Below are 22172 nucleotides of genomic sequence, written 5' to 3'. Positions count from 1 at the left end.
CTGGATCTTGCGCTTGTTTATTAGTATCCTGTTTGGTGCCATCTTCTTTAGAGTTTTCTACTTGAACAGGAACTGATATAGGCTGAACCATTGTACCTAAAGGAAAAGCGATTTGAACTGATTTTTCTCCAGTTTTTAAAGTTGAGTTAAACACGGTATCAACTTTAATTTTTCCTTTAGCGTCTTTCAAATTTTCTACTTGATTATTAAATATTAATTTTAATTTATTATCTTTAGCTGTTATAAAATATTGACCAATATTTTTTTGATCTGTTACTAAATCTCCTTGCAAATCTTTAGATACTTTTAATGCAAGTGGTATTTGAACTACTGCTGTATCATTTGCGTGTGCAGCTTGTTGATCCTTTATTGACCAAGCGTATTCTACTTGAATGATTGATCCTATCTTTATTAAATTGTTAGGATTTTTTGCTTCGTCAATAATATGATTCGTTGCATCTTTCATTTCAACAGTGTCAAATAAGGAATCTCCTGTTAAGGTTTCCGCTTTTACTTGATTGTATGGAAAACTAGCAATTTGCGAAAATAGTACGAATACAATTAAACATACATTGAAAAGTTTTTTCATTTTTCCTCCTCTGAACATTCATTTGTCCATTGGGGACTTATTCCACATGAACAAATGGAATATTAAAAGTATTTGTTATAAGCTATTTATTTTTGCTATCCCTCCGTTTCTATACGCGTTCTCAGACAAACAGGATTATGTTCAAAGTAAAATTGTTTAACGTAAAACAAAATGTATATTTACACAGTTCTATGGAAATATACACAATTCGACAAAAAATGTCGAAAAAAATACTGATATAAAGAATGATATCAGACCCTTATATGTGAGATAGTTTTCATGTATATCTAGTAAAAAAGAATGGTTATAAAGGTAAGTTTTACGATACATACTAACCAATGTAGTGTATCCCTTTGTGACGGCTTATTTTTGCCTTAAAGTTATGTGGAGATAAAAAGCTAGATAGGGTTGGTTTTGGTCAGAATGAAGACAATATGTACTTTGAAAATAGTCATTTATTTTGTCTAAAGAGAGTTGTGCGATTAGTGGACCGAAGTTGAAAGATGATAGTTTCTTACATTGTTAGAGGAATATAAGAATTACAGAATATTCGACTAACACGTTACTACGGTCATTTTTGAGACTGTTTAAACAATAAGAAAGAAGGTGTTTTTAGTTACAATATCTTTTTAGTAAAGATAAGCTTAAGTAACCTCCGCTAAAGATTATATACTTAAATGATAAAGAGTTCAACAGTAGTTCACATATTTTCCCAAAAATAAAAACGGCTGTTTTATGTGGAATAAATCTACAAAACAGCCGTTTTTGGTATTAGATTTCTGTTAAAATTATTGGTTCGCCGCGCGTTACGATAACCGTATGTTCACATTGTGCAACAAGACTTTTATCAGGTGTAACGAATGTCCAGCCGTCGTCACCACGTTCAATAATATGATCAGCTTTCATAGAGATGAACGGTTCTACAGCGATAACAAGACCGTCTTTTAGAAGCGCATTATCCATTGGATCATAGTAACTTAAAATGTGATTTGGTGCTTCATGTAAGCTAAGACCAATGCCGTGACCAGTTAAGTTTTGAATAACATTGTATCCACTTTTATGTGCGAAGTTTGAAACAGCACGACCAATTTGATTTTGTTTTGAGCCAGCTCTAACCTTTTTCATTGCTGCCCAAAATGCATCAACTGCTGCTTGGCAAAGCTTTTCTTTTGCTTCGTCTTCTCCAAGAACAAATGAGATACCTGTATCTGCATAATAGCCATCAAGTGCAGCAGATACATCGACGTTTACTAAGTCGCCTTCTTTTAATACGCGATCTCCTGGAATACCATGAGCAACTTCCTCATTTACACTAATGCAAGTTACACCTGGGAAATCATATTCTTTTTCAGGTGCAGAAATAGCACCATGCTCATCTAATACTTTTTTACCGATCAAATCAAGCTCTTTCGTTGTCATACCTGGCTTCGCTTCTTTTTTCATTTCTTCACGTGCAAGCGCAACGATGCGGCCGATTTTTCGTAAGCCTTCTAAATCTTGTTCATTACGAATAATCATGAAAACCACTGTCCTTCCTCGAATATATATCTTATCCGATTGTATCATGTTTATTTTCGTCCTGCTACTCGCTTGCGGTATGCGGGTTGATTCCTCTCATAAAGAATACATGACAATTGTCATATCGATGTCATGACGCATCATACTGTTTCCTAAGTTTTCCAAGTAATACAATGTAAATATAAGAAACAGCGGGGGTGGAGAGATGGAAAAGATTATTGAGGTAAATGGTGTTTCTAAAACATTTAAACATAAAAACGCAGTAAATAATGTTTCATTTCATGTAAATAAAGGGGAAATAGTAGCGTTACTTGGTCCGAATGGTGCGGGGAAAACAACGACGATGTCGATGATGCTTGGATTAAAGGACCCGACAGAAGGTAAGGTCTTTATATTTGGAAAGAGTCCAAAGCATAGAGATGTTCGTAATAGCCTCGGTGCGATGCTGCAAGAAGTAAGTGTCATTGATAGTATTACGGTGGAAGAGGCAATCGAGTTATTCCGTAGTTATTATACGAATCCTATAGCGAAAGAAACGTTACTGCAGTTATCAAATTTAGAATCAGAGCGAAAGCAAAGATGTGAGAAGTTATCAGGTGGGCAAAAAAGAAGGTTGAATTTTGCGCTTGCACTTGCGGGAAATCCAGATTTGTTATTTTTAGATGAGCCGACAGTCGGAATGGATATTACGTCTCGAAGAATGTTTTGGGAAACGATTCGAAAGTTAGCAAGTGAAGGGAAAACAATTATTTTAACGACGCATTATTTAGAAGAAGCAGATGCTTTAGCAAATCGTATCTTATTATTTGCGAACGGAAAGATTATCGCAGATGGTACACCAGACGAAATGAAAGCGACGATTTCGCGAAAAACAATCACATTTTACTCGAAGGAAAGCATTCCTACAAAATTACTAAAGGAATTACCAAATGTAACAGAAGTAAAGTCAAGCGAAGGACGCTTCATTTTAACAACGGAGGATACGGATGCAACTTTAAAAGCCATTTATCAAAAGAGTTTACCTGTAACAGATGTTTCAGTTGAACGTGGAAGTCTTGATGAAGCATTCGAACAGTTTGTCGCAAATCAGAAGGAGGAAATCGCATGAGAGCATTATGGATGCAATGCAAAATAGAAATTTTACGTACATTCCGCAATAAATTATTTATCTTTTTCTCATTATTAATGCCTGTTATGTTTTACTACATTTTCACAAATGTTGTTCAAGTACCACAAAACGGAGATGCGTGGAAAGCACATTATTTAATTTCGATGGCAACTTTCAGTATTGTAGGGACTGCACTCTTTAGTTTCGGTGTGAGACTTTCTCAGGAAAGAGGGCAAGGATGGACACATCTTCTAAAAATTACACCGCTTCCAGAGGGAGCATATTTAACAGCAAAAATTATCGCTCAAACAGTAGTAAATGCTTTTTCAATATTAGTTATCTTTATTGCAGGGATACTAATTAATCATGTTGAGTTAACGATAGGGCAATGGATTGGTGCGGGATTATGGTTATTGTTAGGGGTAACACCATTTTTAGCGTTAGGAACAGTAATAGGTTCCATTAAGAAGGCGGACGCAGCTGCTGGCTTAGCAAATATTTTAAATATGAGTTTAGCTATAGTTGGCGGGTTATGGATGCCGATTGAAGTATTCCCAAAAATATTAAGAACGATTGGTGAATGGACACCGACATACCATTTCGGAAGTGGTGCGTGGGATATTGTAGCTGGAAAATCAATTGGATGGGAAAATATCGCGGTATTAGGAGGTTATTTCCTTATATTTGTTGTAGTATCAATATATATAAGAAAAAGACAGGAAGCGGTATAAATGATAGAGAAGAAGAGGATTGAGATTTTTCCGAAACATATGGGATTCTTCCCGTATATGTGGTTTGTTTATCTATTATTTCCAATTTATCACTTAGCGCAGGCATCAGGATGGAAGCTTGTAATAGGAAGCGGTATGTTGATAATTTTTATCGTCACATACCGTCAGCTTTATTTTGTTCAGAGGACGTTTGTTTTTTGGGCGTGTATTCAAATGGTACTCATCTTTTTATTTGCTTTATTTTATAATCCTTTTATGATATTTTTTGGCTTTTTCACAGCAAGTGCGATGGGATTTGCGCCAAATAAGAAAGTATTTCGAGTGCTGTTATGTTCGTTAGTTATCATGCTTGGAGCATTTTTATTTGTAAATATGAATCAACTAACAACTACAAGTTTAGTAAATATCGTTCCAATGTTTATTTTAATGCTTCTTACGCCATTTGGTATGCGCAATTTTAATCAGAAAAAGATGTTAAGAAATCAATTGGATCAGGCGAACGAGCAAATTAAAGACTTAGTAAAACGTGAAGAACGGCAGCGGATTGCAAGAGATCTTCATGACACATTAGGGCATACGTTATCTCTTATTACTTTGAAAAGCCAGCTTGTAGAGAAGTTAATTGTGAAAAATCCAGAGCGTGCAAGTGCGGAAGCGAAGGAAATTACACAAACGTCTCGTACAGCCTTAAAACAGCTGAGAGAATTAATTTCTGATATGCGTATGATTACGGTAGAAGAAGAGCTAGAGCAAATAAAAGCGATCTTACAAGCAGCTAATATTGAATTAGAAGTGAGGCAAGAAGCAAGATCGAGCTCGTTATCACCAATTGAACAAAATATTGTCGGGATGTGTTTACGTGAGGCCGTTACAAATGTTGTAAAACATAGTAAGGCAACGCGGTGCGCAGTTTCTGTATTAGAATCACAAGGTGAACTGATTTTGAAAGTAGAAGATAACGGAATCGGTTTAACAGATCAAAATCATGATGGAAATGGTATTCGCGGCATGAAAGAACGAATTGCTCTTATTGATGGATTTGTTGAACTAGGTACAATCAATCCAGGGACGTTATTAACGGTAAAAGTTCCAGTTGTTATTAGAACAGGAAAAGATGAGGTGAGGGCATGATTCGAATTATTATTGCAGAAGACCAGCGGATGCTTCGTGGTGCATTAGGGGCCCTGCTTGATCTAGAAGATGATATCGAAGTAATTGGGCAAGCTGCGAACGGGGAAGAGGCGTTAGAATTAATTGAATCGTTAAAGCCCGATGTAAGTATTATGGATATTGAAATGCCGATTCAAAGTGGATTGGATGTCGCTGAGACTTTAAAGAAAGAAAAATCATCATGCAAAGTAATGATTTTAACAACATTTGCACGGCCGGGATATTTTGAAAGAGCAATGAAAGCTGGTGTGCACGGCTATTTATTAAAGGATAGCCCAAGTGAAGATTTAGCGGCAGCAATTCGTAATGTAATGAAGGGGAAACGAGAGGTCTCCCAAGATTTAATGTTTGGCTTATGGCAGGAGCAAAATCCGTTGTCAGATCGCGAAAAGGAAGTACTGTTGCTTGCGAAAGAAGGAAAGACGGCAAACGAAATTGCGAAGGCACTTTATCTTTCGCCGGGTACAGTACGTAATTATATTTCTGAAGTATTAGCGAAGCTTGATGCGAAAAATAGAATTGAGGCAATTACAATTGCGGAAGAAAAGGGTTGGATATAAAAAGAAGGTTACCTATGAGAGGTAACCTTCTTTTTATAATTATTGTACTTCTATTACTTGATTTACTTTTTGTAACGGTTTGTAACCGTGTGCTTCAAATGCCTTTGCAAATTCATTTGATACGGCAGTGCCATATAAATCTTTTGCAGCTTGTACGATATGAGATTGAAGTGATTCAAAGTCTTCAGCGGAAGTTGCATAATTTTGCAATGCACGCATAACAACTTTACTTACTTTTTCATTTCCTTGTTTTTGAACAGCAACACCGTTATATGTTTTACCTTCAGCTAATTGATATAATACGTGACTGATAATACCAGAATTCACGTGTGATTCTTGATTATTACCATCGTTATAGAAATCTTGTAAATTTGTATATAGTTTATGACCGCCGTCACCAATTTCCCTTGGGATATCACGAATTGTTAGGCCACCTAATGTATCGCCCATAATCCAGTTTCCTTTATCTTTCTTTACGTAATATTCGATTTGTGTACCCCAGAAATCCGCTAATCCCTCGTTTAGTGCAGATGTTTCAGCGCTTGGATATCTCACGACTTTATTTTTCGTCGTGCCACTGAATACAGCATGTCCAAATTCATGAGCTGTTACATCAAGAGCGGATGTTAGTTTTCCGTCTAAACCATCACCAAATACCATTTGGTTCCAAGCGGGATGCCAAAATGCATTTACATAGTCTTCTTTTACACCATCACTAACTTCAGTAGAATCAAAACCGTGTACACTAGCAACAACTTTTGAATCTTTATTGTCGTAACTTTTTAGATTATGTTCTTTCTTAAAGTAATCGTAAATATCACTCATGTTCTTCATAGCGCCCGCGGCTTCTTTATCTGCAAAATTAGGAGTACTACTTGAAATTAGTGTCCCTGGATAACCAGCTTGACTATATCCTCCGAGGGAATCGGCGTAGTTTGCATTATAAATATAAATACCATTTCCGCGTGATAAATCTGCTAAATAAAACTTCCCATCAGTTCCTTTGGCAATATTGAAAGAGATGTTTTCTTGAAGTGCATTTTTCCCAGTTCCTTGCTCACTTGCAGGGGATAATCTAGGTGATGTTACTTGATTTATAGTCTTATTCTCTTTGTTTTTAATGAATTTTTCTTGGAAAAGTACTTCGCCAGTTTTTAAATCAACGATAGCATTGCCGTTTATAATTTGTTCATTGTTTTCATAAGTAAATGTAATAACAGTTGCGAATGTATAATAGCCATCTTTTTTCTTATAAACAACGGTTTCGCTAGAGAATTCTGTCTCAACTGCATCACTTGGAATTTGAACTATATCGCGTAATTTAGATTTTACTTCATTTTTCGACAAAAAATTTGTTATAGTAAGATTAGGTTGTTGATTTAAATTTTGAACAACTTTACCACTAACAGTTGTGATTACTCCATTTTTATCTACTTTTACAATGAGATCTTGGCCATATATTTTATAGTTTTTATATGTTTGTGCAAGGCGAACTTCGGTTTGATTTTCTTTGGTTTCTTTATTTGTAGGTTGGAAATCTACATTTTTTTCAGTAGTGACTTGTTCTTGTTGAGCTTTCGCCCCATTTACCTCACCTTTTAAATACTTTTTAGCAATATTTTCTTTCGTATCATTTTGAGGTTGTGTTAATTTCCCGATTGTTAAACCAGGCTGAGCAATTTCAACTTTGACTGCACTTTTGTCTAATTCTTGAGCATGAATAGCTTCTGTTGATAAAGGGCAAAGAAGACCGAATGTAACGAAAGCACTAGCAAGTTTTCTATAATTCATCTATAACACTCCTAATCTATTATTGTATGTGAGATGAATTGTATGAAAAATTTGCCGAATTTTATATATATTATGCATTATTTCATATCAAAAATTGTCGAATTCACATTATTGTAGTGGTATGACAACTCAAAAAATTAGATTGTTCTAATGGGATGGTGAGTAAGTATGCACGCAGAAAAATTAGGAAGTGAAATTAAGAAAATTAGGGTGATGAGAGGATTAACACAGAAACAGTTATCCGATAATATATGTCATCAATCGGAAGTGAGTAGAATTGAATCGGGTGCGGTATACCCAAGTATGGATATATTGCAAGGTATCGCAGCAAAATTACAAGTTCCTATTATTCATTTTTATGAGGTACTCATTTATTCCGATATTGAAAGAAAAAAACAGTTTAAAGATCAAATCATTATGCTTTGTAAGCAAAAGAAATATAAAGAAATTTATAATAAAGTATGGAATGAGCTGAAAAAGGAAGAATATCATCCTGAATTCCAGCAATTTCTTCAATGGCAATATCATGTAGCAGCTTACATATTAAAGAAAATCGATTACGAATATTGTATTTTAGAATTAAAAAAATTGTTAAATCAACAGTTAGCTGGAATAGACGTATACCAAAATCTTTATATAGAAAATGCGATTGCAAATATTTATGCTGAAAATAGCTATTTTAAGAAGAGTATTGAGTTATTTGAAGATATATTAAAACAATTAGAGGTATTGCATGATAATGAAGAATTTGAAGTGAAGGTAAGATATAATCATGCGAAAGCATTATATTTAGATAATCAATATGAAGAGTCACTTTATCAAGTAAATAAAGCGATTGAAATATCATGCCGAATTAATAGTATGGCATTAATTGGACAGCTATATTATCAAAAAGGTGAATGCCTAGGGAAGTTGGAGTACGATGGGGCAGAGGTTGAAGATGCATATAAAAAGGCAAGTTTCTTTTTTGATATATTAGAAATGCATGCATATAAAGAAGCGCTCGTAAATAAGATCAGCAGATAAATATCCTAAAAAATGGGTATGCATAATTGCATATAATAGATATAAATTTTCATGATATATTAAAATAAAAAATGTGGGTGATGGAATATGAAGAAATTACTTATTGGTAGTTTATTAACGTTAGCGATGGCATGGGGTATTTCATTAGGCGATACGGCATTAGAGAAAAGCCATATAATTTCTCATAACGATCAAGAGGTACAATTAGCTAAAGATTTACCTTTTGAATATTAAAAAACAACCGTCTTACTTAGGCGGTTGTTTTTTTATGGAGTAACATCCAAACGTCTTTACTAGAAACAGGTTTGCTAATAAAGAATCCTTGAATGTGATCACAATTTTGTTTATGTAAAAATTCCCATTCTTCTTCCGTTTCTACACCTTCTGCAATCACTTCTAAATTTAGTTGTTTTGATAGTGTAATAATGGAAGAGACAATTGCTTCTTCTAAAGGGCTAGTTGTAATTCCACAAATAAACTCTCGAGCGATTTTTAATGTGTTGATTGGATATTTTGTTAAATAAGCTAAAGAACTATAACCAGTTCCAAAGTCGTCGATTGAAATTTGAATACCGAGATTTTGAAGTTGTTCTAGTTTTGCAACTACAGATTGATTTTGATTAATTGCGATGCTTTCCGTAATTTCAATATCTAGTGCTTCTGGTTTCAGTTCTGTTTCTTCCAATACCTTTGAAATAGTTGGGATTAAATCTGCATGGTTAAATTGAACAACAGATAAATTTACACCAACTTTTAAATGAGAGAAACCTTGATTATGCCATCTTTTTGCCTCTAAACAAGCAGTACGTAAAATCCAATTGCCAAGTTCAATAATAAAACCAGTTTCCTCTGCTAGAGGGATAAATTGGGCAGGAGATACGATACCGAGTTTTGGATGCTTCCAACGTATTAATGCTTCAAAACCGATAATTTGTTTTGTTTTTGTGCTTACTTGTGGCTGGTATTCAAGGAAAAATTCATTTTGTTGTAATGCTTTTGAAAGTTCACCTTCTAAGAATTGAATTTCATTTTGAGCGATACTCATTTCTTTTGAGAAGAAAACAAATCTGTTTTTTCCATTTGCTTTCGCACGATACATAGCCATATCAGCATTTTTCATTAACTCATTTACATCAGTTCCATAATCAGGGTACATCGCAATTCCGATACTTGGTGTAATAGAAAGTTCTTCGCCTTGAATGAAGAATGGTTTGTTTAAAATAGTTAAAATCTGTTCAGCTATAAAAATTGCACTTTTTTCTGAGTACATTTCTGGTAATAGAATTGTAAACTCATCTCCACCTTGGCGAGCGACGATATCTTTTGAACGCAAGCAACCGCGTAATCTTTTTGCTACTTCAATTAATAATAAATCTCCAACGTCATGGCCAAGTCTATCGTTAATTTTTTTAAATCGATCTAAATCAAGGAATATGACGGCGACATCATTTGCGTTAGTTTGTGCTGTATTTAAAATGGCTTTTAAATCTTTTTCGAACTTTCGACGATTTGGTAATCCAGTAAGTGCATCGTGAAAGGCTAAATGTTCTACTTGTTTTTGTTTTTCATATAAGGTGGTAATATCACGTGCTATCCCAAACATTCCGACCACTTCTTTGTTTATAAAAGTAGGGATAAGTGTAATATGGAGATAATAATAATAGCCTTCTTGTTCTTTTGTACGAACTTCTAACGTTTGTGGCCTACCTTCCTTTGTAATTTGTAAAGCCTTCTTTAGTAGTTCGTGGTCTTTTGAATCAATGAAGTGTACCAGAGAATAGCTTGCCACTTCGCAATAATAGGCAGTAAATAAGCTTTCGCACGCCTTATTAGATTGTTGAAAAATGCCATTCATATTTAAAGAGAAAACGGCATCGGGATGGTCCTCGAATAAAGATTTATAACGTTGTTCACTTTTGGATAATGCAAATGCACCTTCTTCAACTTCGTCCTCTAGTTGTGTAGTCAACTGTTCGTATGTATGAATTAGTGCTTGATTATCTTTCCACATGTAAAGTTGCCGCAAGAATAACAAAATAAGTGATAATACGAGACCGATTAACATGAATTTATCATCCCAAGGTTGAATGATAATAAAAGAAAAAGTAATAATTATACTAAAATAAGGTAGTATAAAACGTACATAATCGAATCGATAATATTTTGTTTTCGTTTCATGCTGCATTGGTTTATCTAAAATATATAGTATGGAAGAAAGTCCAATTAATAAAATAGAAGCAGTGTGTATTAAATAATTAATTTCAGCAGAAGTTTTCATCCCAAAATTCAATTGAAACAGATGAATATAACCGTATACGAGTATAATAGTGAAACCGATAATTAATGCAATTCTACTAGAAGAATATTGTTCTCTTCTATATAGGCTAATAACGGCGTAAATTACTAATGATTGTGCAATGAAATACCCAATTAAAATCCAAGTATCCTTTGTTAACATGCGGAAGCTTGAAAGGTCTAAGATAAAAGTTAAGGTGAAATAAATGTTCATAATAATAATAAAGATGCTATCGAATGAAAATTGAGAAAGCCCCTTAATAGAATAATTTTTTATAAACTTTATAGCAAATCCAACAAAGAGCAAAATATATTGTATGATAAAAAAAGGTAATGCTTTATATGAAAATATAGATTGATCATGTATAGAAAGTGAACTAAGAAATAGGGTTATCTCCATAACTAACCCACATAGGCAAGTACATAGTAATAAAATCCAAAATAGTTTATCACTGCGTTTCATTCTCTTAATAGCTTTATATAAACAGTGACAAGAAAAAAGTGCAGCGAAACAGAATAAGAAAAGAATTCCAATCTCCTTTATATGCGATTCATTTGGAATAAAGAGTATCCAAAGAGCAAATATAGATATGTATATTATGACAAATTGTACATATTTTTTTTGATTAATCATATTATGACTCCGTTTCAATAAAGTTGAATCTCGAGGGAATGCTAATTTAAATAATAGCATATAAAATAGGATGTTTTTTACTATAAAAATTACTTTTTTGAAAAAATGGTGCAAAGTTACAATTTACCACTGTAACATTGCACCACCTATTCTTTTAATTCCTCTTATAGCAGAAAGTTCATCTATTAATTGGAATAGTGCTAAGTCTTTTTGTTTACTTTCAATCATAATATCGAAATTATGATTGTGTTTTTTTGCAATGTGTAAGAAAGGCTTAATAAACTCTAAATCGATATATTCAGCATGAGCCCTAAATTCTTTTTCCGATCTCGGGGAGGAAATGTGAACTTTAGGAGAGATATTTGTATGTGACCAAGTTTCAAAAATTGCAGGAAGCAACTCTTCTAGTGGTTCCTCGCAAAGATTGGCCATATGATGATGATAATCAAATACAAATGGAATATTTTCTTTTTGGCAAATTGATAAAGTTTCAGCGGTTGTATAGGTTTTATCATCATTTTCAAGAGTCATTTGTTTTTTTATATGTGTAGGAAGTTTTTTTATGTTTTCATGGAAGCGCTCAATTGCCTTTTCTTTATTTCCATAGGCTCCACCTACATGAATATTAATGTAAGAAGAATCTGCAATGCCTATAGCATCCAATATTTTATAATGATAAGTCATATCCGTAATAGCGTTAGTAGTAATATGTGGCTTGTCGCTTGTAAATAGCGTAAATTGATTTGGATGAAAACTTATTCGTAAATTGTGTTCTTTAATTAAAGCCCCTATTTTACGCCAAAGTGGTGTGAATACCCCAATATAGTCAAACTCGACTTCGGGATGTGTTGCAAGTGGGATGATGGAAGACGATAGGCGATATAGTGGGATTTCATGCGCTATATTGTAATGAAGGATACGTATTGTGTGCTCTAAATTTTGCCTTATAACATGGTACAGTTTGTCTTCTCGCTCTTGCTTGCTGAGTTTCTTAAAGCTTGTAAACGTCATTGTTTTGGCAGGAGAACAGTCCCAGAGTGCCATTGCATGTGAGACATATCCAAACCGTATAAGCATATGAGATACACCTCTTTTATTCATTGTCTTTCCTATAAAAAGAAAGCAAATATTGTTCCAATCCATTCCTTTCCTCTATCGATAAGAGAAGGCGGGTTTACATCGCTATAGGAAAGTACAGATGCATTCTCTAGATCTTCATGGAATTTCTTTTTTACTGTTTGAATGAAATGTTTATTATATAACAGGCAGTTTATTTCATGGTTAATATATAAACTTCTCATATCAAAGTTTGCTGTTCCGATATCGCAAATATCATCGTCTACTATAATAATTTTGGCGTGAAAAAAACCTTGTTGAAATGCATAAATATTGCAACCAGCCTGTATTAATTTTCGGCAGTACGGAAATTTGGCTTCTCGAACAAGAGGGTGATCAGCTTTTTCTGGAACAAGAATTGTGATTTGAACCCCTCTTTCTTTTGCTTTTAATAAGGCATTCATAATTTTTTTTCCAGGAATGAAATATGGTGTACCGATACAGATTTCTTTTTTTGCCGCGTTAATTAAATGTAAAAAAGTATGCTGTAAATAAGCCCCATCAGTCGGAATAAATTGATGCAGGATGGTACCTGGGTTTTGTTTTGGAAAATAAAGAGAAGCATCTAATAAATTTTGTTTCGTATCATCAAACCAGTCATGCAAAAATTGCTTTTGTAAATCTTGAACCCCTTCTCCTGTAAGACGTAAATGGTAGTCTCGCCATAATCCTAAATATTCATTATGCCCTAGATACTCTTCACCGATATTAAATCCCCCGATATAGCCGGTTTTCCCATCAATCACTGTAATTTTCCTATGATTTCGTTGATTGGCAGAAAAGAAAGGCAGAGGAAATTTTACCTTATGACAAAATGAAAAAGATACACCATGTTTTTGCAGGGAGCGAATAGCTTCGTTTGATAAAGAATGGCTGCCAAATCGATCAAGTAAAAGTCGTACTTCAATTCCTTCCTGAGCCTTATCAATCAGCAATTTTAAAAATTCACGACTGATTTTATCGTTTTTTACAATGAAGAATAAAATATGAATGTGATGCTGTGCTTGTTTTATATCAGTAAATAAAGCGTCATACAAATCTTTCCCGTATGTATAAAGGTGAAAATCACTTTGACGTAAAGGGAAAGTGCGAGAGCTTACTCGTTTTAAATGAAGAAGTCTCCCGTATGAAAGGTCAATTGTAATCCAAAGAGCAACGGATATTAACAAAAGAGATAAGTAGAGCATTAGTGAATTCCCTCCTTCGCATTCTTTTCACCTTCAGTGTGTTACAAATGATACGGGTAGCACGGCTGTTATTATAAATTTCTTTAGAGGATAGATCTTGTACTGATTAAAGGTTCACTTTATAGTTTCACCGAAATAAACAGCTTTATGAAAAAATGTGTTGTTCTATAACAAAAAACTGTTGACTGAATGCTCACTCATTATATAATGGGGATAGGGGATATAATTCAGAAAATTATATATTTTTGAAGATTCAAAAAAGAAAGAGGGCTTACAAAGAGAGGGGTAGCATAAAAATGAATAGCTTACTGATCATTAATTGGCTGGCTGCCATTGCTGTTATTGCTTATGCAGGATATTTGTTTGTATATCTTATACGGACGAGAATGGCCTACATACAATTAGGAAAAAAAATTGAATTTGACCGTCGTTTTAAAGAGCGTTGGGATCTCCTTAAGGTCAATGTTTTCGGTCAAAAAAAGCTGCTGAAAGATAAGAAAAGCGGCATCATTCACGTTATGTTCTTTTACGGATTTATTCTTGTCCAATTTGGAGCAATTGACTTCGTTTGGAAAGGACTCGCACCAGGATCACATCTTCCACTTGGACCACTATACCCTGCATTTACATTCTTCCAGGAAATTGTCACACTTGTTATTTTAATTGCAGTATTTTGGGCTTTTCATAGACGTTATGTAGAAAAGCTTGTTCGTTTAAAACGTAACTTCAAATCAGGTCTTGTTCTTATCTTTATCGGTGGCTTAATGATTTCTGTGCTACTTGGTAACGGTATGGGACTTATATGGCATGGCGAGGAGCTTTCATGGAGTGAACCAATTGCTTCTGCAATCGCTTACGTTTTTAGCGGGATAAATGAAACCGTAGCCATTTCAGTGTTCTATTTTTCTTGGTGGGTGCATTTACTAATTTTGTTAACGTTTTTAGTGTATGTTCCACAATCAAAACATGCGCATTTAATTGCAGGACCAGCTAATGTATTCTTCGGTCGTCTTTCAAACCCAGGGAAGCTTGAAAAGATTGATTTTGAAGATGAAACGCAAGAAACATTTGGTGTTGGTAAAATTGAAGACTTTAGACAAAATCAACTTATTGACTTATACGCTTGTGTAGAGTGTGGCCGTTGTACAAATATGTGTCCGGCAACAGGAACAGGAAAAATGTTATCGCCGATGGACTTAATTTTAAAACTTCGCGATCATTTAACTGATAAAGGAGCTGCGGTAACAACAAAAGCACCGTGGGTTCCAGTAGTTGCCTTCAATAATACACAAGGAAATCAGTTAGCGATGATGGCAGCTGGAAAAGGACAACAAGAATCAGCGTCTACAACGCTCGCTTACGATCCGAGTTTAATCGGAGATGTTATTACAGAAGAAGAGATTTGGGCATGTACAACGTGTCGTAACTGTGAAGATCAATGCCCAGTTATGAATGAGCATGTTGACAAAATTATTGATTTACGTCGATATCTCGTTTTAACAGAAGGAAAAATGGACGCGGAAGCACAACGCGCGATGACAAATATCGAGCGTCAAGGGAATCCGTGGGGTCTGAACCGTAAAGAGCGTGAAACATGGCGCCAAGGTGATGACGAAGTAACAGTTCCAACTGTAAAAGAAAAATCAAAAGCTGGGGAGGAATTCGAGTATTTATTCTGGGTTGGTTCAATGGGATCATACGACAATCGTAGTCAGAAGATTGCGATATCGTTTGCGAAGTTAATGAATGAAGCAGGCATTTCATTCGCAATTCTTGGTAATAAAGAAAAGAATTCTGGAGATACACCACGCCGCCTCGGAAATGAATTTGTATTCCAAGAGATGGCGACAAAGAATATCGAAGAATTTGAAAAGGCAGGAGTGAAGAAAATCGTTACGATTGATCCTCATGCTTATAACACATTTAAAAATGAGTATCCGGACTTTGGCTTGCAAGCAGAAGTCTATCATCATACAGAATTGTTAGCTCAGTGGGTGAAAGAAGGGCGCTTAAAGCCTGTTCACGCTATTGAAGAAACAGTTACGTACCATGATTCCTGTTATTTAGGAAGATACAACGAAGTGTACGAAGCGCCACGTGACATTTTGAAAGCGATTCCTGGAGTGAATCTTGTAGAAATGGCACGTAACCGTGAAACTGGAATGTGCTGTGGCGCAGGTGGTGGCTTAATGTGGATGGAAGAAACAACAGGTTCTCGTATTAACGTTGCTCGTACAGAACAAGCATTAGCTGTACAGCCATCCATTATCGGTACAGGTTGTCCATATTGCTTAACGATGATCAGTGATGGAACGAAAGCGAAAGAGGTAGAAGAGAAAGTTCAAACTCTTGATGTGACAGAGATTTTAGAACGATCTGTTATCGGACAGAAAAAAGAAGCGATGTAGTTTGTAAGAATGTATACAACTTTAGAAAGAGGTGCAATGATTGCACCTCTTCTCAACGTAGGGATACCGAGCGAGCGCTCAGTGTTAAAAAATGAAATGGGGGAAAGAAACATGAGTAAAACAGTTATTTTAAGTGCTGCAAGAACACCAGTTGGAAAATTTGGAGGATCTTTAAAGGATGTAAAAGCGACGGAACTTGGAGGAATTGCAATTAAAGCAGCGCTTGAAAGAGCAAATGTTGCGGCTAGTGATGTTGAAGAAGTTATATTTGGAACGGTTATTCAAGGTGGGCAGGGACAAATTCCATCGCGCCAAGCTGCGAGGGCTGCTGGAATCCCTTGGGAAGTGCAGACGGAAACAGTGAATAAAGTTTGTGCATCAGGGCTTCGTGCGGTTACGTTAGCGGATCAGATTATTCGTACTGGCGATCAATCACTGATTGTAGCTGGCGGTATGGAGTCGATGAGTAACAGTCCTTACATTTTACGTGGAGCAAGATGGGGATACAGAATGGGCAACAACGAAGTTATTGATTTAAACGTTGCTGATGGTTTAACATGCGCATTTTCAGGTACACACATGGGCGTTTATGGCGGAGAAGTTGCAAAGGAAGATGGAATTTCTCGCGAAGCGCAAGATGAATGGGCATATCGTAGCCATCAGCGTGCGGTTTCAGCGCATAAAGAAGGGCGTTTTGAAGAGGAAATCGTGCCAGTAACGATTCCGCAAAGAAAAGGCGATCCTATTGTCGTTGCAAAGGATGAGGCGCCACGTGAAGATACAACGATTGAAAAGTTAGCAAAGTTAAAACCTGTATTTGATAAGACAGCGACGGTGACAGCTGGTAATGCGCCGGGACTAAACGATGGTGGTGCCGCACTTGTATTAATGAGCGAAGACAGAGCGAAGCAAGAAGGAAGAAAGCCATTAGCGACAATTTTGGCGCATACAGCAATTGCAGTGGAATCTAAAGATTTCCCAAGAACTCCAGGTTATGCAATTAACGCATTGCTTGAAAAAACAGGAAAGACAATTGAAGACATTGATTTATTCGAGATTAATGAAGCCTTTGCAGCGGTAGCAATTGCAAGTACAGAAATCGCAGGAATTGATCCGGAAAAATTGAATGTAAATGGCGGCGCGGTAGCGATGGGACATCCAATTGGAGCAAGCGGAGCGCGCATTATCGTTACACTAATCCATGCACTTAAGCAGCGCGGCGGTGGAATTGGAATTGCTTCGATTTGTAGCGGTGGCGGTCAAGGGGACGCAGTGATGATTGAAGTTCACTAATTAAAGTTCGAGGGTATAAAATTTATTAACAATTAAGGGGGAAGAAAAAATGGGTGTACAAAACATTGTTGTAATTGGTGCAGGGCAAATGGGATCAGGAATTGCACAAGTATGTGCAATGGCAGGATATGACGTGAAGGTACAAGATTTAAAGCAAGAGCAATTAAATAGAGGATTGGCTATCATTACGAAAAACTTAGCACGCCAAGTAGAAAAAGGACGTATGAAGGAAGAAGAGAAGGAAGCCACATTAAATCGTCTTACAGTAACGCTTGATTTAGATTGTGTGAAAGAAGCGGATCTTATTATTGAAGCAGCTGTTGAGAAAATGGATATTAAAAAGAAAATCTTTGCGAATCTAGATGAAATTGCTCCAGAACACGCAATTTTAGCAACGAATACGTCATCTCTGCCAATTACAGAAATTGCAGCGGTAACGAAGCGTCCGGAAAAAGTAATCGGTATGCACTTTATGAATCCAGTTCCAGTTATGAAGCTTGTTGAGATTATTCGTGGTTTGGCTACCGATGATGCGGTATATGAAGCAATTGAAGATATTACGAAAAAAATTGGGAAAGTACCAGTTGAAGTGAATGATTTCCCAGGTTTTGTATCAAATCGTATTTTGCTACCGATGATTAACGAAGCAATTTATACGTTATATGAAGGTGTAGCGACGAAAGAAGCAATTGATGAAGTCATGAAGCTTGGTATGAACCATCCGATGGGGCCTTTGACACTCGCCGATTTTATCGGTTTAGATACGTGTTTATACATTATGGAAGTGTTGCATGAAGGATTAGGAGATAGTAAATATCGCCCATGTCCGTTATTACGTAAGTATGTGAATGCAGGATGGTTAGGGCGTAAAACAGGTCGTGGATTCTACGTTTACGAATAAATGCCCCCTTTGTTACAACATAGTGGTCTTACCAAATTATTTAAAGGATATATAGCAAATGGAGGCGGAATATATGAACTTTCGTTTTAATGAAGAGCAGCAAATGATGAGGAAAATGGTTCGGGATTTTGCACAGAAGGAAATAGCTCCCTTTGTTCCTAGTATGGAACAAGGGGTGTTCCCGAAAGAGATTTTGCAAAAGATGGGTGAGCTTGGATTAATGGGTATTCCAGCGCCTGCAAAATACGGTGGGGCAGAAATGGACTTTATATCTTACATTCTAGCAATTGAGGAAATCTCAAAGGTAAGTGCAACAGTTGGTGTAATTTTAGCTGTACATACGTCAGTTGGAATGAATCCGATTTTATATTTCGGAACAGAAGAACAGAAGAAAAAATATGTTTCTAAACTTGCAACTGGGGAATATTTAGGTGCATTTGCTTTAACAGAGCCAAATGCAGGATCAGATGCAGGGAGTTTGAAATCAAGAGCTGTGAAAAAAGGTGATCATTATATTATTAATGGATCGAAAGTGTTTATTACAAATGGTGGTGAAGCAAGTACATACATTGTATTCGCTTCTACAAATCCAGAGGCAGGAAAAAGTGGTATTTCTGCATTTATAGTAGAGAAAGATACACCTGGTTTAATCATTGGAAAAGATGAACATAAGATGGGACTTCTCGGTTCTCGTACAGTACAACTTACTTTTGAAGATATGAAAGTGCCAGCTGAGAATTTACTTGGGGAAGAAGGACAAGGATTTAAGGTGGCAATGGCGAATTTAGATGTTGGGCGAATTGGAATCGGTGCGCAGGCGTTAGGAATTGCTGAAGCGGCGCTTGGCTGTGCAATTGATTATGCAAAAGAAAGAGAGCAATTCGGGAAGCCAATTGCGGCGCAGCAAGGGATTGGCTTCAAGCTTGCAGATATGGCAACAAGTGTCGAAGCAGCAAGGTTACTCGTATATAGAGCGGCATCTCTTAGGGCACAGGGATTACCATGCGGTAAAGAAGCATCTATTGCGAAATTATTTGCTTCTAAGACAGCGGTTGAAGTCGCGATTGAGGCGGTGCAAGTTTTGGGTGGTTACGGTTATACGAAAGACTATCCAGTAGAACGATTTTTCCGTGATGCGAAAATCACGCAAATATATGAAGGAACAAGTGAAATACAGAAACTTGTTATTAGCCGTGCTTTATAAAAGGGCGAGGGGGAGACGGAGATGCATTTTAAACTATCAGAAGAACATGAAATGATAAGAAAAATGGTTCGAGATTTTGCTAAAAATGAAGTGGCACCAACAGCAGCTGAGCGTGATGAGGAAGAGCGATTTGATCGAGAATTATTTGATCAAATGGCAGAGCTTGGTTTAACCGGTATTCCGTGGCCTGAAGAGTACGGTGGAATTGGAAGCGATTACTTAGCGTACGTAATCGCTATTGAAGAATTATCCCGCGTTTGTGCTTCAACAGGCGTAACACTGTCCGCGCATACTTCACTTGCGGGATGGCCAATTTTTAAATTTGGGACGGAAGAGCAAAAGCAAAAGTTTTTACGACCGATGGCTGAAGGAAAGAAAATTGGTGCATACGGCTTAACGGAGCCAGGATCTGGATCGGATGCTGGTGGAATGAAGACAATCGCAAAGAGAGATGGAGACCATTATATTTTAAATGGATCAAAAATTTTCATTACAAATGGCGGTATTGCTGATATTTATGTCGTTTTTGCGCTAACTGATCCTGAATCAAAGCAGCGCGGTACGAGTGCATTTATTGTAGAAAGTGATACACCGGGATTTTCAGTTGGGAAGAAGGAGAGCAAGCTAGGGATTCGCTCTTCACCAACGACTGAAATTATGTTTGAAGATTGCCGTATTCCTGTAGAGAATCTACTTGGAGAAGAGGGGCAAGGGTTTAAAGTTGCGATGCAAACATTAGATGGAGGTCGTAACGGTATTGCGGCGCAAGCTGTTGGTATTGCACAAGGGGCTTTAGATGCTTCTGTAGAATATGCAAGGGAGCGCCATCAATTTGGAAAACCAATTGCGGCGCAGCAAGGGATTGGCTTTAAACTTGCGGATATGGCAACAGATGTAGAAGCGGCACGCCTTTTAACATATCAAGCGGCTTGGCTTGAATCAGAAGGGCTTCCGTATGGAAAAGAGTCAGCGATGTCAAAAGTATTTGCAGGAGATACAGCGATGAGGGTGACGACTGAAGCGGTGCAAGTATTTGGTGGTTACGGTTATACGAAAGATTATCCAGTAGAGCGTTATATGCGAGATGCAAAAATTACACAAATATATGAAGGAACACAAGAGATTCAGAGGCTTGTAATTTCTCGTATGTTAACGAAGTAGGAACGAAAGCGTAGGTATTTTCCTACGCTTTTTCCTTCCAAAAAATAATAGAGAGAGGTGAAGGGAATGGTTAAACATAATGTACATGCATCGGTGAAAGATGAAAAATTAGTTGCGTTAAGACGTGAGCAAATGATTAAAGGTGCGGTGCAACTGTTTAAACAAAAAGGATTTCCGCGTACAACAACGAGAGAAATTGCAAAAGCGGCTGGATTTAGTATAGGGACACTTTATGAGTACATTCGTACAAAAGATGATGTTTTGTATTTAGTTTGTGATAGTATTTATGAACATGTAAAAGAAAGATTAGAGGAAGTAGTTTGTACAGAAAAAGGGAGTGTAGAAAGTTTAAAGATAGCAATAACGAATTACTTTAAAGTGATGGACGAATTACAGGAAGAAGTATTGATAATGTATCAAGAGGTACGCTTTTTACCGAAAGAATCACTTCCGTATGTATTAGAAAAGGAGTTTCAAATGGTAGGAATGTTCGAGAATATTTTAGAACAGTGTACGGAAAATGGAACATTTACATTAAATAAAAAAGAAATACAGCTTCTTGCCCATAATATTTTTATACAAGGACAGATGTGGGGATTTAGACGCTGGGCGCTGCAAAAACTGTATACGCTCGAAGAATATACAGAAATGCAAATTAGGTATGTATTGCAAGGGGCCCATATGCTTCCGAAATAAGGAACAGACAAATTATAATTTTACTACCCTATAAAAGTTTCCCGTTTTTTTTGTAGCATATTTGTGCGACTTTTGTTTATAATGAATAGTATGGATTTTTTTAAGCAGGCCGTTATATATAATGTTATATTTGATGAAAGGAAGTGCCGCATAAGTGGATTTTAAGCAATATTCACCAGAAGAGCTAAAAGAATGTTCAATGATTGAAGTTGTACATAGCGTTTTAGGGGATAAAAAACAAGCAACGACATTCAACGAGTTGGTTCAAGAAATCGCTCAAGTGCTGGGACTATCTCAAGAGCAAGTTAATGCGAAAATCGCACAATTTTATACAGACTTAAACATCGATGGACGTTTCATTAATTTAGGAGAAAATCGTTGGGGACTACGCAGCTGGTACCCATACGAGCAAATTGATGAAGAAATCTTGCCTCAACCAAAACCGAAGAAGAAACGTAAAGTTGAAGAAGACGGTTTTGACGACTACATTGAAGAAGATGAAGATGACTTCGACGATGCAGACGTAAATGAAGAAGATGATGATGTAGAAGATTTGGACAAGGTTCTTGAAGAAGAAGACGGAGATGACGACGATCTTGATGATTTAGACGAAGATGACGACGACTTCGCTGAAGAAGAACTTGAGTATGACGAAACTGAAGAAGAAGAAGAGGAAGAACTGTAGTTCTTGACTTTTCATTATCGTCCATGTAGAATCATTTTTGGGCTCTTTAAAAAAGGACGATAATACTTTTAAAGTGTAAATATAAAAGAAAATTGCTCC

19 protein-coding genes are annotated in these 22172 nt (G+C 36.3%); 13 read left to right on the top strand and 6 right to left on the bottom strand.

Annotated features, from left to right (window positions below; translation table 11 throughout):
• A partial coding sequence (locus MR107_RS24780; protein WP_242292830.1) for an Ig-like domain-containing protein occupies positions 1 to 589 on the bottom strand: 589 nt, incomplete at its 3' end.
• Between the two features lie 771 nt (positions 590 to 1360).
• Positions 1361 to 2155 carry a type I methionyl aminopeptidase gene (gene map / locus MR107_RS24775; protein WP_242244916.1) on the bottom strand — a complete coding sequence of 265 codons (795 nt, stop codon included), beginning with the start codon at positions 2153 to 2155 and terminating at the stop codon, positions 1361 to 1363.
• Positions 2156 to 2312: 157 nt separating this feature from the next.
• Here map and MR107_RS24770 point away from each other — a divergent pair, with 157 nt between their 5' ends.
• The 4 genes from MR107_RS24770 to MR107_RS24755 are packed head-to-tail and all read left to right on the top strand — an operon-like array spanning position 2313 to position 5676.
• Positions 2313 to 3215 (top strand): ABC transporter ATP-binding protein, encoded by a 903-nt coding sequence (locus MR107_RS24770; RefSeq protein ID WP_000411127.1) that lies wholly within the window; start codon positions 2313 to 2315, stop codon positions 3213 to 3215.
• Positions 3212 to 3946 (top strand): ABC transporter permease, encoded by a 735-nt coding sequence (locus MR107_RS24765; RefSeq protein ID WP_001202429.1) that lies wholly within the window; start codon positions 3212 to 3214, stop codon positions 3944 to 3946. Before MR107_RS24770 ends, MR107_RS24765 begins: the two co-directional genes overlap by 4 nt.
• Entirely contained in the window at positions 3947 to 5077 is a 1131-nt protein-coding gene (locus tag MR107_RS24760; protein ID WP_000570607.1) for a sensor histidine kinase, read from the top strand. It begins immediately after the preceding gene.
• Positions 5074 to 5676, top strand: a complete 603-nt coding sequence (locus tag MR107_RS24755; protein WP_000619237.1) for a response regulator transcription factor — start codon at positions 5074 to 5076, stop codon at positions 5674 to 5676. The genes MR107_RS24760 and MR107_RS24755 overlap by 4 nt, the downstream gene beginning before the upstream one ends.
• Before the next feature lie 39 nt (positions 5677 to 5715).
• Here the strand turns inward: MR107_RS24755 and MR107_RS24750 are convergent, their stop codons facing one another.
• On the bottom strand, positions 5716 to 7467 hold the full coding sequence (locus MR107_RS24750) for a M4 family metallopeptidase (protein ID WP_001109506.1): 1752 nt from the start codon (positions 7465 to 7467) through the stop codon (positions 5716 to 5718).
• 168 nt (positions 7468 to 7635) lie between these two features.
• Between MR107_RS24750 and plcR the strand changes: the two genes are divergently transcribed.
• Positions 7636 to 8493, top strand: coding sequence for a transcriptional regulator PlcR (plcR, locus tag MR107_RS24745; protein WP_000542909.1), 858 nt, complete (start codon positions 7636 to 7638; stop codon positions 8491 to 8493).
• Between the two features lie 87 nt (positions 8494 to 8580).
• Positions 8581 to 8727: a quorum-sensing peptide PapR gene (locus tag MR107_RS24740; protein ID WP_000734730.1), complete on the top strand. Its 147-nt coding sequence runs from the start codon at positions 8581 to 8583 to the stop codon at positions 8725 to 8727.
• Positions 8728 to 8743: 16 nt separating this feature from the next.
• Here MR107_RS24740 and MR107_RS24735 read toward each other — a convergent pair whose 3' ends face one another.
• The 3 genes from MR107_RS24735 to cls all read right to left on the bottom strand — a co-directional run bounded on the left by MR107_RS24735 (position 8744) and on the right by cls (position 13725).
• Positions 8744 to 11422 (bottom strand): DUF4084 domain-containing protein, encoded by a 2679-nt coding sequence (locus MR107_RS24735; protein WP_002184091.1) that lies wholly within the window; start codon positions 11420 to 11422, stop codon positions 8744 to 8746.
• Between the two features lie 123 nt (positions 11423 to 11545).
• Complete coding sequence (uvsE, locus tag MR107_RS24730; RefSeq protein WP_242292831.1) at positions 11546 to 12499, bottom strand: UV DNA damage repair endonuclease UvsE; 954 nt, start codon at positions 12497 to 12499, stop codon at positions 11546 to 11548.
• A 32-nt stretch (positions 12500 to 12531) separates the two neighbouring features.
• Positions 12532 to 13725: a cardiolipin synthase gene (gene cls / locus MR107_RS24725; RefSeq protein ID WP_000966419.1), complete on the bottom strand. Its 1194-nt coding sequence runs from the start codon at positions 13723 to 13725 to the stop codon at positions 12532 to 12534.
• 296 nt (positions 13726 to 14021) lie between these two features.
• Between cls and MR107_RS24720 the strand changes: the two genes are divergently transcribed.
• From MR107_RS24720 to rpoE, 7 genes are all read left to right on the top strand, one after another.
• Positions 14022 to 16133, top strand: coding sequence for a (Fe-S)-binding protein (locus MR107_RS24720; protein ID WP_242292829.1), 2112 nt, complete (start codon positions 14022 to 14024; stop codon positions 16131 to 16133).
• Between the two features lie 9 nt (positions 16134 to 16142).
• Entirely contained in the window at positions 16143 to 17426 is a 1284-nt protein-coding gene (locus MR107_RS24715) for an acetyl-CoA C-acetyltransferase (protein WP_002026635.1), read from the top strand.
• A gap of 49 nt (positions 17427 to 17475) precedes the next feature.
• Complete coding sequence (locus MR107_RS24710; RefSeq protein WP_047792085.1) at positions 17476 to 18327, top strand: 3-hydroxybutyryl-CoA dehydrogenase; 852 nt, start codon at positions 17476 to 17478, stop codon at positions 18325 to 18327.
• A gap of 73 nt (positions 18328 to 18400) precedes the next feature.
• Entirely contained in the window at positions 18401 to 19531 is a 1131-nt protein-coding gene (locus MR107_RS24705) for an acyl-CoA dehydrogenase (protein ID WP_242292828.1), read from the top strand.
• 21 nt (positions 19532 to 19552) lie between these two features.
• Positions 19553 to 20692, top strand: a complete 1140-nt coding sequence (gene acdA / locus MR107_RS24700; protein WP_000545544.1) for an acyl-CoA dehydrogenase AcdA — start codon at positions 19553 to 19555, stop codon at positions 20690 to 20692.
• A 66-nt stretch (positions 20693 to 20758) separates the two neighbouring features.
• The gene (locus tag MR107_RS24695; RefSeq protein WP_000238605.1) at positions 20759 to 21388 is read left to right on the top strand and encodes a TetR/AcrR family transcriptional regulator; all 630 of its coding nucleotides are present in this window, start codon (positions 20759 to 20761) and stop codon (positions 21386 to 21388) included.
• Positions 21389 to 21542: 154 nt separating this feature from the next.
• The gene (gene rpoE, locus MR107_RS24690; RefSeq protein ID WP_071740954.1) at positions 21543 to 22073 is read left to right on the top strand and encodes a DNA-directed RNA polymerase subunit delta; all 531 of its coding nucleotides are present in this window, start codon (positions 21543 to 21545) and stop codon (positions 22071 to 22073) included.
• Positions 22074 to 22172 lie beyond the last annotated feature (99 nt).

Origin of the sequence: Bacillus cereus group sp. BfR-BA-01441 (assembly GCF_022663075.1) — a bacterium.
In the GTDB taxonomy this organism is placed as follows: Bacteria; Bacillota; Bacilli; order Bacillales; family Bacillaceae_G; genus Bacillus_A; species Bacillus_A cereus.
The sequence above is the reverse complement of the archived record's forward strand: the minus strand, read 5'-3'. Positions and strand labels throughout refer to the sequence as shown.

What these genes read in the sequence shown, in the direction of transcription:
- map (WP_242244916.1), bottom strand. Translation starts at nt 2,155, where the DNA reads ATGATACAATCGGATAAGATATATATTCGAGGAAGGACAGTGGTTTTC.
- MR107_RS24770 (WP_000411127.1), top strand. Translation starts at nt 2,313, where the DNA reads ATGGAAAAGATTATTGAGGTAAATGGTGTTTCTAAAACATTTAAACAT.
- MR107_RS24765 (WP_001202429.1), top strand. Translation starts at nt 3,212, where the DNA reads ATGAGAGCATTATGGATGCAATGCAAAATAGAAATTTTACGTACATTC.
- MR107_RS24760 (WP_000570607.1), top strand. Translation starts at nt 3,947, where the DNA reads ATGATAGAGAAGAAGAGGATTGAGATTTTTCCGAAACATATGGGATTC.
- MR107_RS24755 (WP_000619237.1), top strand. Translation starts at nt 5,074, where the DNA reads ATGATTCGAATTATTATTGCAGAAGACCAGCGGATGCTTCGTGGTGCA.
- MR107_RS24750 (WP_001109506.1), bottom strand. Translation starts at nt 7,467, where the DNA reads ATGAATTATAGAAAACTTGCTAGTGCTTTCGTTACATTCGGTCTTCTT.
- plcR (WP_000542909.1), top strand. Translation starts at nt 7,636, where the DNA reads ATGCACGCAGAAAAATTAGGAAGTGAAATTAAGAAAATTAGGGTGATG.
- MR107_RS24740 (WP_000734730.1), top strand. Translation starts at nt 8,581, where the DNA reads ATGAAGAAATTACTTATTGGTAGTTTATTAACGTTAGCGATGGCATGG.
- MR107_RS24735 (WP_002184091.1), bottom strand. Translation starts at nt 11,422, where the DNA reads ATGATTAATCAAAAAAAATATGTACAATTTGTCATAATATACATATCT.
- uvsE (WP_242292831.1), bottom strand. Translation starts at nt 12,499, where the DNA reads ATGCTTATACGGTTTGGATATGTCTCACATGCAATGGCACTCTGGGAC.
- cls (WP_000966419.1), bottom strand. Translation starts at nt 13,725, where the DNA reads ATGCTCTACTTATCTCTTTTGTTAATATCCGTTGCTCTTTGGATTACA.
- MR107_RS24720 (WP_242292829.1), top strand. Translation starts at nt 14,022, where the DNA reads ATGAATAGCTTACTGATCATTAATTGGCTGGCTGCCATTGCTGTTATT.
- MR107_RS24715 (WP_002026635.1), top strand. Translation starts at nt 16,143, where the DNA reads ATGTATACAACTTTAGAAAGAGGTGCAATGATTGCACCTCTTCTCAAC.
- MR107_RS24710 (WP_047792085.1), top strand. Translation starts at nt 17,476, where the DNA reads ATGGGTGTACAAAACATTGTTGTAATTGGTGCAGGGCAAATGGGATCA.
- MR107_RS24705 (WP_242292828.1), top strand. Translation starts at nt 18,401, where the DNA reads ATGAACTTTCGTTTTAATGAAGAGCAGCAAATGATGAGGAAAATGGTT.
- acdA (WP_000545544.1), top strand. Translation starts at nt 19,553, where the DNA reads ATGCATTTTAAACTATCAGAAGAACATGAAATGATAAGAAAAATGGTT.
- MR107_RS24695 (WP_000238605.1), top strand. Translation starts at nt 20,759, where the DNA reads ATGGTTAAACATAATGTACATGCATCGGTGAAAGATGAAAAATTAGTT.